At 40.9% G+C, this 15,362-nt stretch carries 13 protein-coding genes; 7 read left to right on the forward strand and 6 right to left on the reverse strand.

What is annotated here, in order from left to right; translation table 11 throughout:
• The first annotated feature begins 140 nt into the window (after positions 1-140).
• Positions 141-1,112 (forward strand): M48 family metallopeptidase, encoded by a 972-nt coding sequence (locus tag HMPREF0659_RS06065; protein WP_013264507.1) that lies wholly within the window; start codon positions 141-143, stop codon positions 1,110-1,112.
• A 123-nt stretch (positions 1,113-1,235) separates the two neighbouring features.
• Here the strand turns inward: HMPREF0659_RS06065 and HMPREF0659_RS06070 are convergent, their stop codons facing one another.
• From HMPREF0659_RS06070 to rpmH, 4 genes are all read right to left on the reverse strand, one after another.
• A complete protein-coding gene (locus tag HMPREF0659_RS06070) occupies positions 1,236-2,234 on the reverse strand; it encodes a D-alanine--D-alanine ligase (RefSeq protein ID WP_013263917.1) in 999 nt (332 codons plus the stop codon).
• Between the two features lie 175 nt (positions 2,235-2,409).
• Complete coding sequence (locus HMPREF0659_RS06075; protein ID WP_013264886.1) at positions 2,410-3,507, reverse strand: RluA family pseudouridine synthase; 1,098 nt, start codon at positions 3,505-3,507, stop codon at positions 2,410-2,412.
• Positions 3,508-3,513: 6 nt separating this feature from the next.
• Positions 3,514-4,293: a PASTA domain-containing protein gene (locus HMPREF0659_RS06080; RefSeq protein ID WP_013264474.1), complete on the reverse strand. Its 780-nt coding sequence runs from the start codon at positions 4,291-4,293 to the stop codon at positions 3,514-3,516.
• 218 nt (positions 4,294-4,511) lie between these two features.
• Positions 4,512-4,667 (reverse strand): 50S ribosomal protein L34, encoded by a 156-nt coding sequence (gene rpmH, locus HMPREF0659_RS06085; RefSeq protein ID WP_004361653.1) that lies wholly within the window; start codon positions 4,665-4,667, stop codon positions 4,512-4,514.
• Between the two features lie 217 nt (positions 4,668-4,884).
• Between rpmH and efp the strand changes: the two genes are divergently transcribed.
• From efp to cdaA, 4 genes are all read left to right on the forward strand, one after another.
• Positions 4,885-5,451: an elongation factor P gene (gene efp, locus HMPREF0659_RS06090; protein WP_004361650.1), complete on the forward strand. Its 567-nt coding sequence runs from the start codon at positions 4,885-4,887 to the stop codon at positions 5,449-5,451.
• A 390-nt stretch (positions 5,452-5,841) separates the two neighbouring features.
• Positions 5,842-6,921: a competence protein CoiA family protein gene (locus HMPREF0659_RS06095; RefSeq protein ID WP_013264179.1), complete on the forward strand. Its 1,080-nt coding sequence runs from the start codon at positions 5,842-5,844 to the stop codon at positions 6,919-6,921.
• A gap of 517 nt (positions 6,922-7,438) precedes the next feature.
• A complete protein-coding gene (folP, locus tag HMPREF0659_RS06100) occupies positions 7,439-8,281 on the forward strand; it encodes a dihydropteroate synthase (RefSeq protein ID WP_044045914.1) in 843 nt (280 codons plus the stop codon).
• 120 nt (positions 8,282-8,401) lie between these two features.
• Positions 8,402-9,178: a diadenylate cyclase CdaA gene (cdaA, locus tag HMPREF0659_RS06105; protein WP_013264442.1), complete on the forward strand. Its 777-nt coding sequence runs from the start codon at positions 8,402-8,404 to the stop codon at positions 9,176-9,178.
• A 364-nt stretch (positions 9,179-9,542) separates the two neighbouring features.
• Here cdaA and HMPREF0659_RS06110 read toward each other — a convergent pair whose 3' ends face one another.
• Positions 9,543-11,288: a GNAT family N-acetyltransferase gene (locus HMPREF0659_RS06110; protein ID WP_013264973.1), complete on the reverse strand. Its 1,746-nt coding sequence runs from the start codon at positions 11,286-11,288 to the stop codon at positions 9,543-9,545.
• Positions 11,289-11,743: 455 nt separating this feature from the next.
• Between HMPREF0659_RS06110 and pta the strand changes: the two genes are divergently transcribed.
• Together pta and HMPREF0659_RS06120 are read left to right on the forward strand one after the other, a co-directional pair.
• A complete protein-coding gene (pta, locus tag HMPREF0659_RS06115; RefSeq protein ID WP_013264628.1) occupies positions 11,744-12,787 on the forward strand; it encodes a phosphate acetyltransferase in 1,044 nt (347 codons plus the stop codon).
• Positions 12,788-12,905: 118 nt separating this feature from the next.
• A complete protein-coding gene (locus HMPREF0659_RS06120; protein WP_013264596.1) occupies positions 12,906-14,111 on the forward strand; it encodes an acetate kinase in 1,206 nt (401 codons plus the stop codon).
• A gap of 382 nt (positions 14,112-14,493) precedes the next feature.
• Here the strand turns inward: HMPREF0659_RS06120 and HMPREF0659_RS06125 are convergent, their stop codons facing one another.
• The gene (locus tag HMPREF0659_RS06125; RefSeq protein WP_004361641.1) at positions 14,494-15,258 is read right to left on the reverse strand and encodes a UDP-2,3-diacylglucosamine diphosphatase; all 765 of its coding nucleotides are present in this window, start codon (positions 15,256-15,258) and stop codon (positions 14,494-14,496) included.
• Between the last annotated feature and the right edge of the window lie 104 nt (positions 15,259-15,362).

The raw sequence follows: 15,362 nt of genomic DNA on the forward strand, positions 1-15,362 counted from the left end.
TTATTGCCGTTATTATTAATAGTAAGAGGGGACATTAAAATACTAATTACTAATAATAGAAAAGCGTAATTAGTCTTGAAAATTTAAAAAATTATATATAAATTTGCAAGTGAAAGTTATCATTAATAAAACAATTTCTTATGAGAAAAAGTATCTACGGCGTATGTATGAGCGCCTTCCTCCTCTTAGGAACCTTACCAATGAAGGCTCAGTTCAATATTGGTAAAGCTGCAGGAGGTGCCACAAAAGTTCTTAAAGCAGCCACATTAACAGATGCCGACATGGCAAAATACGTAAAAGAGTATATTGCGTGGATGGATGAGCACAACCATGTTTGTGATGCAAAAAGTCCTTACACAAAACGTCTGAACAGACTCACCCAGGGACTGACATCGGTTGAAGGTATTCCTTTGAACTTTAAAGTATATTATGTTACTGACGTAAACGCCTTCGCTTGCCCAGATGGTAGCGTACGTGTGTTCTCTTCTTTGATGGATGCAATGACTGATGAAGAGCTATTAGGTGTTATCGGACATGAACTTGGACACGTTGCACATAAGGACTCTAAGAAAGGTTTCCGTACCGCATTGCTAACCTCTGCTTTGAAAGATGGAATCGCATCAACCAATGGAGCTGCTGCTGCACTAAGCGAGTCACAGCTCGGTAGCCTTGGAGAGTCACTCCTCAACGCCACCTACTCACAGAAGCAGGAGAGCAAGGCTGATGGCTATGGTTATGAGTTCCTCAAGAAGAATGGTAAGAACCCTTGGGCTATGGCACTTGCATTCGAGCGTCTCAAGAAGTTAGAAGAGGATGCTGGTGTCCAAAAAGATAGCAAGTGGCAGCGTATGTTCTCATCACACCCTGACCTCGACAAGCGTATCAAGACTATGAGTAAGCGTGCTGAGAAGGATGGTTTTGCTCGTCCAGAGAATAAGATGCCTGAAAGAATTGTACACGAAGAGCCTGTTACAACCAAGCAGACCTCTAACGCTCAGTCTTCTAATAAGAGAACAGTTGGTAGTCGCCCAGCAGCAAAGAAGAATGTTGGTAAGAAGCCTGTTGGCAAACGTCCAGTTGGTAAGCGTCCAGCAACTACTCGCAGAAGATAATAACAATAGTTCGCAACTAATCAGCGAACAAACATAAAAAGAGAGGGTATCAGAAGCCTGTCATAAAGACAATGGCAATTCTGATACCCTCTTTTACTTTTCCGAAAGACTTATTCTGTCAGTTTACTTAAATTGATTCTCAACAATATCACTCAGAACGTTCTTAATATCTAAGCCTGCTGCACGTACCTGCTGTGGAATAAAGCTGGTGACGGTCATACCTGGTGTGGTATTGATTTCAAGCATATTGATAACATCCTTACCATCCTTATCCTTTGAGATAATATAGTCGATACGAATGATACCATTAGCATGCAGAATATCATAGATACAACTTGTCTCAGCTGCAACACGCTTAGCGGTCTCATCTGACATACGAGCAGGTGTAATCTCCTCTACCTGACCATTGTACTTAGCGTTATAGTCAAAGAACTCATTGCTTGTAACAACCTCGGTAGCTGGGAAGACAACCGCCTTATCCTTTGTCTTATAAACACCCTGAGAGATTTCCATACCGTCCATGAAAGCCTCAATCATAACCTCATCGCTCTGCATAAAAGCAACACGAAGAGCTGGTGCAAGCTGATCAATATTCTTCACCTTTGATACACCAAAGCTACTACCATCAGCCGCTGGCTTCACAAAGCAAGGCATGCCAAGTCGTTTCTCAATCTCAGCCTCATCATATTCTTCACCACGACGAAGCAGAATACTATCGGCAACCTTGATTCCAAAGCCACGCAGATAGTTATTAAGAACATACTTATCAAAGGTCAATGCCTCAACCAACACGCCGCCTGTTGAGTATGGTATTTGGATAAGATCAAAGTAACCTTGCATCACGCCGTTCTCACCAGGCTGACCATGGATTGTAATATAAGCATAATCGAATTCTACACGCTCACCGTTCATGACAAATGAGAAGTCATTCTTATCAATTGGTGCCAAACTACCATCAGGCAATTCTACATTCCAATCGATACCCTTTACATCAACTATATATATATTGTAACGCTCCTTGTCAAAGAAAGAGTATAATCCCTGTCCTGAACGCATAGAAACATCATGTTCTGAAGAATCGCCACCACAGACGATAGCGATTGTACGCTTTGAATCTTTCATTGTGTCTTTTTTATGTTTTATTCCCTCATTTCCCTCACTAAGAGCTATCTTTTAAATGTCTTCGGAGGCTTATGCGGGATATTATTTATTTCTTTTTATTTGAATGTACTACTTTTCCAACAAACCTTAGCACCAATAATCAAGTGCCTTGTCAGCTCATTCCCTTGCCAACTTATTAGCTGACAACCTCATCAGCTCGTCCATTTACAAAACCTCTCCACTTTTCAATCAGTGCAGAAAGATCGGCAGGCAGTTCACTGGTAAAGTCCATCTGCTCACCTGTAACGGGATGAACAAAGCCTAAGGTTCGTGCATGAAGTGCTTGACGGTTGCAGAGTGCAAGACAATTACGGATAAAAGCCTTGTAAGTACTTGACCGCTGACCACGCAGAATCTCTGTTCCACCATAACGCTCATCACCAAACAAAGGGTGTCCAATGTGTTTCATGTGTGCACGAATCTGATGAGTACGCCCTGTCTCAAGGATACATTCGATGAGTGTTGTATAACCGAAACGTTCAATGACACGATAGTGTGTAACTGCAGGCTTACCAACCTCTGAGTCTGGAGGGAATACCGTCATGCGCAATCTGTCTTTCGGATCACGTGCAATGTTCCCTTCGATGCGCCCTTCATCTTCTGTCATGTTCCCCCAAACGATAGCATTATAGCTGCGATGGGTTGTCTTATTGAAGAATTGCTTACCCAATGCCGTTTTAGCATCAGGTGTTTTTGCAATCACCAAGAGCCCACTCGTATCCTTATCTATTCTATGTACCAACCCAACCTCTGGGTCATTAGGGTCAAAGGAAGGCATATCTTTCAAGTGCCAAGCAATAGCATTAATCAGTGTACCATGAAAATTACCTGCTCCTGGATGTACAACAAGACCCGCGGGCTTATTGACAACCATCAGAACGTCGTCTTCATAGACAACATCTAAAGGTATATCCTCAGCTTCTATCGTATTGTCATGCTTCGGGCGGTCGAGCATCAAGGTAATAACATCCTCTGGACGCACCTTATAATTACTCTTCACTGGCGCATTATTCACATGGATATAGCCCGCATCGGCAGCCTTCTGAATACGATTACGACTGGAGTGCTGCATTCGTTCAAAGAGGAACTTATCAATACGAGCAGGCTCCTGCCCTTTATCAACAATGACACGGAAGTGCTCATATAACTCCCCCTCTCCCCCCTCGTTAGACGCAGTGGGAAGGAAGTCGTCGTTAAGGTCATCGTCAAATATCGTCTCTTCTTCTGTCATCATTGCACTTTATTCTTTTGGTCTAACCGAAGATGGATCAGCAGGCAAACCCGACTGTGAAGAAGAACCCGAACTACCAGCATTCGTCTTTCCATGTCCATCTTTTATCTCGTTGCCATTCTCGTCAACTGGTACTTCCACATATTCCTCAACCTCATCATACTTAGGAACCTTCTCTACGACTTCTACTTCTTCATATTCAGGCTCCTTCAAACCTGATGTATCAGAAATCTGACGCGTACCATCACCCACCTGCAACACAATCACAGCATCTGATGGAACACGGTCACCTGCTTGAACATGCTTACCCTTGACTAAGATACCATAAATCCAGTCTTTCTCTCCTGGTATATATTCAGGCTCACCCACCTTGAATCCCATAGAGAGCAACTGTGCTTGTGCCTCTCGAAGTGAGTTATTGTCAATAATATCAGGGATTACAAGTGATGGAGCACTTGCCGCATTGATGGTTACATAAACCACGTGAGTAGATTTAATACGCTTACCACCAACTGGTGACTGCTCAAGAATACAATCTGGAGGAAGCTCCTTCACATATCCTGTATCCGTCACCTCAATCGTCAGTCCGACCTTACCCATAATATCCACTGCCTCATCATACTGCTTATGAATCACATTTGGCACAACGATAGACTCACCATGGAGCGTGTAGTAGTCAAGTCCAAACCTAACTCCTATACACAGCATCGACACAAGAATAACAATAGCCAGGATATTACCCCAGATATATGTGCTATTAAATTTATGGAAGAATTCTCTTGCTGTCATTCAACTTGTTTACTTTTCTTCTAACTTGTCAACTTGTTAACCTGTTAACCTGTCAACTCCTAATATTAGCATATAACTTGTCAACCAGTCAACCAGTCAACTCGTCAACTAAACATTATACTTGGCAAAGGTAGATAAAAAAACGGAAAGAAGCAAAGAATAGTCTCTACTTCTTTCCGTTTTCGCACTAATTCCCTCTAAGGGAAACAGCGTACTTTTTACTTTCCGTGATGTTCGTCAGAAACAGTTAACTTCTTACGACCCTTGGCACGACGAGCAGCCAATACACGACGGCCGTTTTTTGTTGCCATTCTCTCGCGGAAACCGTGCTTGTTTACACGACGACGGTTGTGCGGCTGAAATGTTCTTTTCATTTTCTTATCCTATTTTATTGTTATTATGCAAATTATAAGAGCAACAGGATAAAACCTGCCATTATGGGCTGCAAAATTACTTAATCTTTTTGAATTAACCAAGAAAACAATGATTTTTACGCCCTTTATTTATGTTTTTTTCCATATTTTCTGTAACTTTGCACCGCATTAGTGAGATATCAACGTATAAAAATAATAAATTAGATATTAACAGATTATGATTAATTCACAGGAAATCAAGATTGGAACATGTATTCGTCTTGATGGTAAAATTTGGACTTGCATCGACTTCCAGCACCGTAAGCCAGGCAAGGGTAACACCGTTATGATCACAAAGTTGAAGAATGTTGCTGACGGGCGTGTGCTTGAGCGTACCTTCCAGGTTGGTTTCAAGCTTGAGGATGTTCGTGTTGAGCGTCGTCCTTATCAGTACCTTTATGAGGATTCAACTGGTTACATCTTCATGAATCAGGAGACTTTCGAGCAGATTCCTATCTCTAAGCACCAAATCACAGGTTCTGACTACATGAAGGAAGGTGACGTTGTAGAAGTTGTTACAGATACTTCTGACGGTACAATCCTCCTCGCTGAGATGCCTGTTAAGACTACTTTGACAATTACACACAGCGAGCCAGGTGTGAAGGGTAACACTGCAACAAACGCAACAAAGCCTGCTACGCTTGAGACTGGTGCTGTTGTTCGCGTTCCTCTCTTCATCAATGAGGGTGAGGTTATCCAGATTGACACTCGCGATGGTAGCTACTTGGGTCGTGTAAACGCCTAAGTCCTGCCTGTCAACAGACAGACTATCATTAAACATTATATAATATAGGATGTGTCAGGTGACTGGCATATCCTATTTTTTATTCTTCCTATATATAGAGTGCTAAAGACTTTCTAAAGAGAGAAAAGCAATTAAGTATCTTACAAGAATAGTTTTGTTTTAATTTGCTGTCACTTTTAACATTTCACTCAACCCTACTGTAAACTAATGAGTTAAATGATAATTTCATGTGATAGCAGTGACAGCAAGATTAGATTTAGCAAAATATCTTACCAAAGAACTTTTCAAAAGGAGGTCTTCTGAAATATAGCATGATAAACTAAACTTATTACATAACAAGGCACACAAAATATGAGGGATAAATGATAATCTCCAATCAAAAACAGCAGAATGAATAAGATAAGCAAAATTCAACACCTTGCATTAGATTGCAATGGAAAACTTCTAAGAATAGAAGAAACCATAGAAAGAAAAGACGAAACTTTTCTCTGTCCACATTGTAAACAAGAGGTCATTGGCAAATATGGTAAAGAAAGACGTTGGCATTTTGCCCACAAGAAGAAAGAATGTGATTATGATAAATATCTACATTCTATAGCTGAAATACAAATAGCAGAATGGTTCAATAAAGAGAAAGAAATCATCCTGGATATGATACAATATGATACTTGTATAAAAAACAAAGAATGTCCTTTATACAACGAATATGATTGTAAAAAAGAGAAACGTACAGCAATAAACCTCAAAGACTATTACTCAGAGTGCCTTCTTGAACGCAAGTATGGGAATTTCATTGCAGACCTTCTTTGTAAAAGAAACCATCAAAAAGAAGATAATCCTATATTTATAGAAATCTATGTTTCACATAAATGCACAGAAGAAAAAATAAACTCAGGTATACGGATAATAGAAATATCCATAGAGAAAGAAGAAGATATTACAAAGATCATAAATAACACAAAACTCAAAGAGGGGGATGGGATAAAATTATATAACTTCAAAACGGATAGCAAGTACTCAAGCACCTTTAGTGTCCCCGTTCAAAAATATATACTTTTCAAATCAAGAAAAAGTTATGTACAAAAAGATAACTGCAATTGTCAAAATTACAAAGATAGTAGAAAAGGGGTATATGAAATAACTATTAACTACAACGACTGTGTACCCTACTTTATAAATTCTGGAGGTTTGTATAATATTGGCATTACGAAAGCATACCAAGCAGGCTTAATAAAAAAAGACTGCCACATTTGCAAATGGCAAAAGGAAGACACTTTTGGAAAAGCTTTATGCGTACTATATAAAAAATATAATACTCCAAAATACTGTGAAGATAATGATGCACACAAATGCATAAACTTTAAAGAAAACAAGGAATTTATACAATCCGCAGCTAAAGATTTTGAACTTTATAGCCAATCAAATGGTTATGACATATGGGTAAATAAAGATTTAACAGAGAGAATATAACAAAACACCCTTCAAATAAAATGTATAGAAAATAGTTCTTTTACCAACTCTCTTTTATTCAAGACATCTTTACAAATTGAACAAAGAACTGTGCAAATCTCTATCAAGGGTTAATTCACATTATTAACATGGTATCCTAACTACCTAACAACTGTTTCCTCAATAACAGGAGAGCAACGAACACGTATTATTTTCATGAACAAAAAGAATTATTTTCACGACAAGAAATATTTTTCTTCATGAAAAGAAATATTTTTTTTCATGAAAATAATTCGTATCTTACCTGTTAATCATATCGAAATACCCACTAAGCTGCAACACAATAAGGCTAAATTTTCTATACAAATAACGTCCCATTCCATGTTATTACTAATCTTTTGTTCTTCTGTTACTATGTTTCAACACATCCCCTACTCCCCTGTTACCCTGTCTTAAGATTACCCTGTCTCCCCCCACCATATCAAATTTCTTAATTCAAAATTCACGTATATGCTACTTTTGCATTACCTTTGCGGATATGGAAAATATGAACCTTGGGGCAGACGTGAAGCCCGTTAACTATACTATCAACGTAAGGGGACAACTCCTCGACTTGAGTCATCCGCTCGTTATGGGTATCATGAACGTGACACCAGACTCTTTCTTTGCCAGCAGTCGGGTACAGACAGAGGAGGCTATTTGCCAACGTGCGCATGAGATTGTGGCTGAAGGGGCAAAGATTATTGACGTTGGAGCTTGCTCTACTCGTCCCGACAGTGACCCTGTCAGTGCCGAAGAGGAGATGAATCGATTAGCTTTTGCCCTCCCTATCATCCGAGAAGCAGAACCAGAAGCCATCATCTCTATTGATACCTTTCATGCTTCAATAGCTCGCCGCACCGTTGAAGAGTTTGGAGCTGACATCATTAACGATGTTGAAGAAGGTAAAGACCCAGAGATGTTCCCTACTGTCGCCGAATTAGGTACACCTTATATATTAATGTCTACGGCAGCCAATCTACACGATATGCTCATCAATTTCTCACGTGAAGTACAAGAGTTGCGTGCCTTAGGACAGAAAGATATTATCCTCGACCCAGGCTTTGGCTTTGGCAAAGGAGCAGTAGACGGAAATTACACTTTGTTGAGTGTGATGGAACGACTGCAAGTAATGGAACTTCCCCTGCTCGTTGGCATCAGCCGCAAGCGTATGATTCATCAGCTTTTGGGCATAACAGCAAATGAAAGTCTTAATGGTACAACGGTCCTGAACACTATCGCCCTCATGAAAGGAGCCAACATCCTCCGTGTTCACGACGTTCGTCCAGCTGTTGAAGCGGTGAAAATCGTTGAAGCAATGCGCCAAAATGCTGAGCAATAAGCGTTATTTAACACATTATTTATCAACCAATAGATAACCCACACTTCACCCAATATTAGCATACCGACTCAACATACTATCAGAAGTCGCGATTGTGAAACAGGGAGTTGCTTTACTATTATGTTTTTCCCATTTGGAATAAAAGATGTAATCGACATCGTGCTGGTAGCACTGATGCTCTACTATATTTACCGATTGATGAAGGAGTCACGCTCACTGAACATCTTTATCGGTATTATGGTATTCGTTATCGTGTGGCTCATTGTGAGTCAAGTGTTGGAGATGCGCCTCTTAGGTAGTATCATGGACAAACTCGTTTCGGTGGGAGTCATCGGTCTGATTATCCTCTTCCAAGAAGACATACGCCACTTCCTTTATAGTCTTGGTGCACACAGAAAGATAAACAACCTTATGAAGTTGTTCACCAAGAGGGGGGGTAAAGAAGAAGTTGACAAGGAAACCATCATGCCTATCGTTATGGCTTGTATGAGCATGAGTCGTGGAAAGGTAGGTGCACTGATTGTTATTGAGCGTGGTGTGAAGTTAGAAGACATTGTGGAGACAGGCGACTTGATTGATGCTCGTATTGATCAACGTCTCATTGAAAACATCTTCTTTAAGAATTCTCCACTCCATGACGGTGCGATGGTTATCTCTAAACGTCGTATCAAGGCTGCTGGTTGTATTCTTCCAGTGAGCCACAAGCAAGATATTCCAAAGGAACTTGGTTTGCGACACCGTGCTGCAATGGGTATCTCTCAAGACTCTGACGCATTGGCTATCATCGTGTCAGAGGAAACAGGCCGTATCAGCGTTGCCCTACGTGGCGAGTTCCAACTCCGCCTTTCTGCCGAACAATTGGAAAGTATCTTGACGAAAGAGATTGTAACAGCGTAAGGGGTGATGGGTGTTGGGTGTTAGATGTTGATGAATACCTATAAAGGGTGATAAGTGTTGGGGGTTAGGTGTTGAGTGTTGATGAATACCACTAAGGGGTATAAAATTTGGGTGTTAATGTATAGTCATAAGCTTGCTATTCATTAACACCCAATTTATTTACCAACATGTTCCCTCAGATGCGCCAAACTTTAACACATCATCAACACCTAACACTTAACACCCAACACCTAATATAGTATTCATCAACACCCAACACTTAACAACCAACAACCATCACCCAACACCCATTTAACCAACATGTTCCCCCAGATGCGCCAAACTTTAACATATCATCAACACCCAACACTTAACACCCAACACCTTAGTTAAGCATTAAATTCATCTCAAGGTTATCATTCTTAAAGATGTAATCAGCTAATTCAGTGATTGTTAATGAATGGGTATCAGGCAAAGGATGATTAGTTCTGACTACGTGTCCATGCTTGATTTCGAAGTAGATATTATTCATTGGGATATCCGAATCATTATACACACGAATGTTTTCCGTATGCTCTGGATGGCGATTTGCAAAGAGTTGCAAAGCCTTTTCAGCATTGATAATACGAATCATTCCAGGTATATCCTTCGTTTCTACGCAAGCATCTGGCTCAATAGACTGTGATATTCGACAATCTTCCTTGATAATATCAAAACCTTCTTCGTCATGTAAAAGTACACAATCCTTTGTACGTTGCCAGTTATCGAAGGTTGAGAAGTCCATATTTTCAACATCAGCAGGAGGCGGTGTACAAGTAATGTTACGTGTATAACCACAACGACTATACCAATCGTAAAGCCATTCCTCAGCAGGTATCAACGATGCAAAGACAACATCCTTATGGTAAAGACGGAAGTGAGCCTGCGACATGAGATTGTTACCCATATTCTGCTTACGGTATTCTTCTCGTACACTCACACCACTAATATAAGCCGTATGCACCTCTTCATTATAATATTTCATTGTATAAGGGAGGGCCTGAAGGGCAGCTACTGTATGTTGATCGACCTGACAGATAATATTATATTCAGGTTTAAAGACACGTGAGAAATAGAGTTGAATAAAGGGTTCTGCGTCATGGAAGGTATCACGCCACAAAGCAATAGTCTCCTCTTTAATCTGTTCTTGTGTTTCCTCCTGCGCCAAAGGATATTTCTCCATGACAACACTCTTTTCTAAAAGAATGTCTGGTTTATAGGAAAGCTTCGCATAACGGAGTCCTTCTATTCCAAGATCTTCCTCACGATTCATATATTCATACTGCTCTGGAAGATGCTGTGCAAACTCCTGATTGATAATAGAAAAGGCCCCTTCATAGGCAGTATCAGCCTTTTCCACACAAACATCGAACACCTTATCCGTGATAGGACAGCCGAAAGTAAAAGCTATCAACTTCCCATCAACCCATATCGTACCACCAATAGCACCAATCTCATCCCACAAATCGAAGACACGTGTCATAGAACGAAGTTCTTCAGAGAGTTCTTCCGTATCTTCGTTATCCTCCTTTGTGACAGCCCTCCAGTTCTCTTCTACAGCGATACACTCGGGTATCATCTCCTTTGTAAGCGGACGATACTCATAGTTAGGATAGCTCTTACGGAACTTATTACAATGATTTCGTTTGCCTTGAAGTTTCTTACCAGACAATGTTGCCAACTTTTCACGGGTGTAGATGTAATCAAAATGGTCGCGATCGGGCTTTATAAAGAAAGTGTCTGGGAAAGTTTCCTCCAAAACACTAACCATATAAGAACAAACACCCAACATTAAGAAGGGATGACCCAAGGTGATTGCATCATCTCGCATCTGTTTGATAACAGCTGCAAAACGCTCACGCATAGCCTCATCCCACTTACATTTCCACACTGGAGCCATATAGGCAAGATGATGTCCCGTATAAAAACGGAACACTAAAAAGCCGTCAACCTCAGCTATTTGCGTATTATATAAGAAACGCCATGAAATTATATTCGCAAAGCTTAAATCGCAATTCATGCGATCACCACATAGCGTATAGCTTTGTATTAATTTACGGTCGGTTGTCTTTACATCATGAAATTTTATCATAACATTATCTGCTTTGTTTATAATACAAAGATATACAGAAAACTCAAGACTCCCAAAGAGTAGGCTGTTTTTGTTGCTATCCAATAGCACTTCATTTGCATATTTGGGTAGTACAAGCCTTTCCTAACAACAAATTGCCCTCAAACTAATGATATATTACAAACCATTAAGTCCTCAGCACGATTGGTGTTTACCCTCAGCACCACATGTGCGGAGCATCAGCACCATATGTGTGGAACGTCAATACATCGCTAAAAAACAGGAAGAAAGAGGCAACTTTTCCCCTATAATATATAGAAGACACTCACGACGAAAGTAGATGGAAAATGATTACCAACCTATATAAACCTGTTTTATAGGAGAAAACGATAATTATGTTTGGAATTACAACTTTCTTTTGCTATCTTTGCATAGCAAAAACAGAATTTATAATAATTACATTTTAAAAGACATATATGGACTTATTAGAGCAAATCGTTGCACGTGCTAAAGCCGATAAGCAGCGTATCGTGCTCCCCGAGGCAGAAGAGGAGCGTACCCTTAGGGCAGCTGACAGAGTGTTAGCTGATGACATCGCCAATCTGATCCTCATTGGAAACCCAGCCAACATCCATAAGCTTGCCGAAGAATGGGGGCTTAAGAACATTGACAAGGCTACCATTGTTGACCCAGAGAATAACCCACAGAGCGAAGAATATGCCGCGAAATTGGCTGAATTACGCCAGAAGAAAGGTATGACCTTAGAGCAAGCTCGCGAACTGGTTACCAAGAACAATCTTTACCTTGGTTGCATGATTATTAAGACAGGAGGTGCTGACGGACAGATTTCTGGTGCCCTCTCTACAACTGGTGACACGCTTCGTCCTGCTTTGCAGATTATTAAGTGTGCACCAGGTATCAGCTGTGTGAGTGGTGCTATGCTGATTCTTACACATGAAGAGCAGTATGGTGAGAACGGTATTGTCGTTATGGGCGACGTTGCTGTTACTCCAAACCCAACTGCTGACCAATTGGCACAGATTGCATATACCACTGCAGAGACAGCAAAGAGTGTTGCAGGCTTCCAGAATCCATACGTAGCTATGCTGAGTTTCTCAACAAAGGGCTCTGCACAGGATGCTAAGGACCGTGAGACTGGTAAGAGTGTTTATATCATTGATAAGGTAGTTGAGGCTACAAAGATTGCCAAGGAGAAGTTCCCTGAACTGAAGGTTGATGGCGAGTTGCAAGCTGATGCAGCATTGGTTCCAGCCGTTGCAGCTAAGAAGGCACCAAGTTCTAACATCGCAGGTAAGGCAAACGTACTTGTTGTTCCTAACCTTGAAGTTGGTAACATCGGCTACAAACTGATTGAACGCCTTGGTGGTGCGAAGGCTATTGGCCCAATCCTCCAGGGTATTGCACGTCCTGTAAACGATCTTTCTCGTGGTTGTTGTGTTGATGATATCTATTATATGGTAGCTATCACAGCCTGCCAAGCACAGGATTCTAAGAAATAAAAGTAGAAATGGAAATGATGATTTAGGGGTTTTGAGAGCGTTTTAGGAATCTGCAAAGAGGAATAAGACGCTTATAAAACAACCCCTATAGCATCCTTCTAAAATAATAATTCTTTATATGAAGATATTAGTTTTAAACTGCGGTAGTAGTTCCATTAAGTACAAACTGTACGATATGGCAGATGAGTCTGTATTGGCTCAGGGTGGTGTTGAGCGTATCGGACTCGATGAGGCATTCATCAAGGTGAAACTTGATAATGGTGAGAAGAAGCAGATTATGGCTGACCTTCCAACCCACAAGGAGGGTGTAGCACTCGTATTCAAGGTGCTTCTCGACCCAGAGTTTGGTGCACTTAAGAGCCTTGATGAGATTGATGCTGTTGGTCATCGTGTCGTACAGGGTGGCGACCTCTTTGAGAAGAGCTGCATCGTAACCAAGGAAGTAGAGGCAGGTATTGAGAGTCTTATCGACCTTGCACCTGTTCACAACGCTGGTCACTTGCGCGGTTTACGTGCTGTTGATGCTTTAATGCCTCACACTCCACAGGTAGTTGTATTCGACAATGCTTTCCACAGCACAATGCCAGACTACGCTTACCTCTACGCAGTACCTTACGATCTCTACAAGAAGTACCATGTTCGCCGCTATGGTTTCCACGGTACGAGTCATCGCTACGTATCACATCGTGTTTGCGAGATGCTTGGTGCTGACATTAAGACACAGAAGATTATCACTTGTCACATTGGTAATGGTGCCTCTATCGCAGCTATCAAGGGTGGTAAGGTTATCGACACTTCAATGGGCTTGACTCCATTGGCAGGTTTGATGATGGGTTCTCGTTCTGGTGATATCGACCCTTCAGCAGTTACCTATCTGATGGAGAAGCTCGGAAAGAAGCCACAGGAGATGGCAGACTTCCTTAACAAGGAGTCTGGTGTACTTGGTATTACAGGTATCAGCTCTGATATGCGCGACATTGAGAACGCTGACAACGCAGGTGATAAGATGGCTCATTTAGCATTGCAGATGTACACTTATCGTATTAAGAAGTACATTGGTGCTTATGCTGCAGCAATGAATGGTGTTGATATCATCGTTTGGACAGCTGGCGTTGGTGAGAATCAGACTGGTCTTCGTTGGGATGCTTGCCAGGACATGGAGTATCTTGGTATTAAACTTGACAAAGAACGCAACATGTGTCGTGGTGAGGAAAAGATTCTCTCTACCGATGACTCAAAGGTTAAGGTGGTACTTGTTCCTACCGATGAGGAGATTGTCATTGCACGTGACACGCAGGAACTCGTTAAAGACTTGAAGAAGTAACAAAGATAATTATAGGCGTTATAGGTGATGTTATGTTCTCATAAAAAACCTATTAACGCCTATAATTGTATTCTGACACGAATAAACAACGATAAAACTCCATAAAAAGCGAAAGGTAGTTGTCTCACGACAACTACCTTTCTTTTGACTAAACTTAATCTACAAACCTGAGTTTTAATTTTATATTATGAATGTCTTAAATCAAATTTTAGGGCTAAAGCCAATATCATCTTATCTCGGTAATGAATCATTATCCATTCCTCTTAAAGACAATGCAAAGTTACACTTTTGTTTCGTAACCTCCAAATTCTTTTGCGTAATTTTGCTTTTTATACTCAAAAAATCCCGTTTTGTCCTTACAAATAGGATATTTTTACTTTTCTTAAGGCTTGCTTTCACCTTCAACATACTCTTCGAGGAACATGTGTTCACCATCGAAAACAGCGTAAGTAAACTGCCATATCCAATCACCAAGAATCAATAGACGAGCTTTCCGCGACAAGGTGAGATCGAGTTCAATATGTCGATGTCCGTAAATATAATAGTCTATATCTTTATGTGTGGACATATACTCCTTCGTGTATTGCACAAGATACTCCTTATCTTCTCCCAAATAGGGGACTTCCTTCCCATCCTTACGCTTCAATCTACTCCTTTTAGCCCAATTCAAGCCTAACTGCATTCCCCACCAAGGGTGAAAGAAGTTGAGTAATCGTTGGCAGAAACGATTATGAAAAACCTTACGCAGAAAACGAAACATTGGGTCGGGATCACCTAATCCATCCCCATGTGCAAGATAAAACACCTTATCGTATATCTCAGTTGTTATCGGTTTACGGTGAAGGATAACGCCACACTCCTTTTCTAAATAGCCATAAGTCCAGAGGTCATGGTTACCAGTAAAGAAATGAACTTCCACCCCCATATCCGTTAATTCAGATATCTTACCAAGGAAACGAGTAAAACCTTTAGGAACAACATACTTATATTCATTCCAAAAGTCGAACATATCGCCCAGCAAATAGACTGCCGCAGCCTTATGCTTAATGCTATCCAAGAAGCGTACAAGGCGGCGTTCATGTGTGCGACGGTGCTCTATAGCGAGTGAACCGAGATGTGCATCGGAAAGGAAATAGATATTCTTCATGTCACTGGGTAAGGGGTGAAGGGTGGTAAGGGGTGATGATTACTCCCTATATTCTGAGGCAATGCCTCAGAAGCTGGGACAGAATGGCAGAGACAAGGCTGCTA

The sequence above is a fragment of the Prevotella melaninogenica ATCC 25845 genome, from assembly GCF_000144405.1.
Classification (GTDB): Bacteria; Bacteroidota; Bacteroidia; order Bacteroidales; family Bacteroidaceae; genus Prevotella; species Prevotella melaninogenica.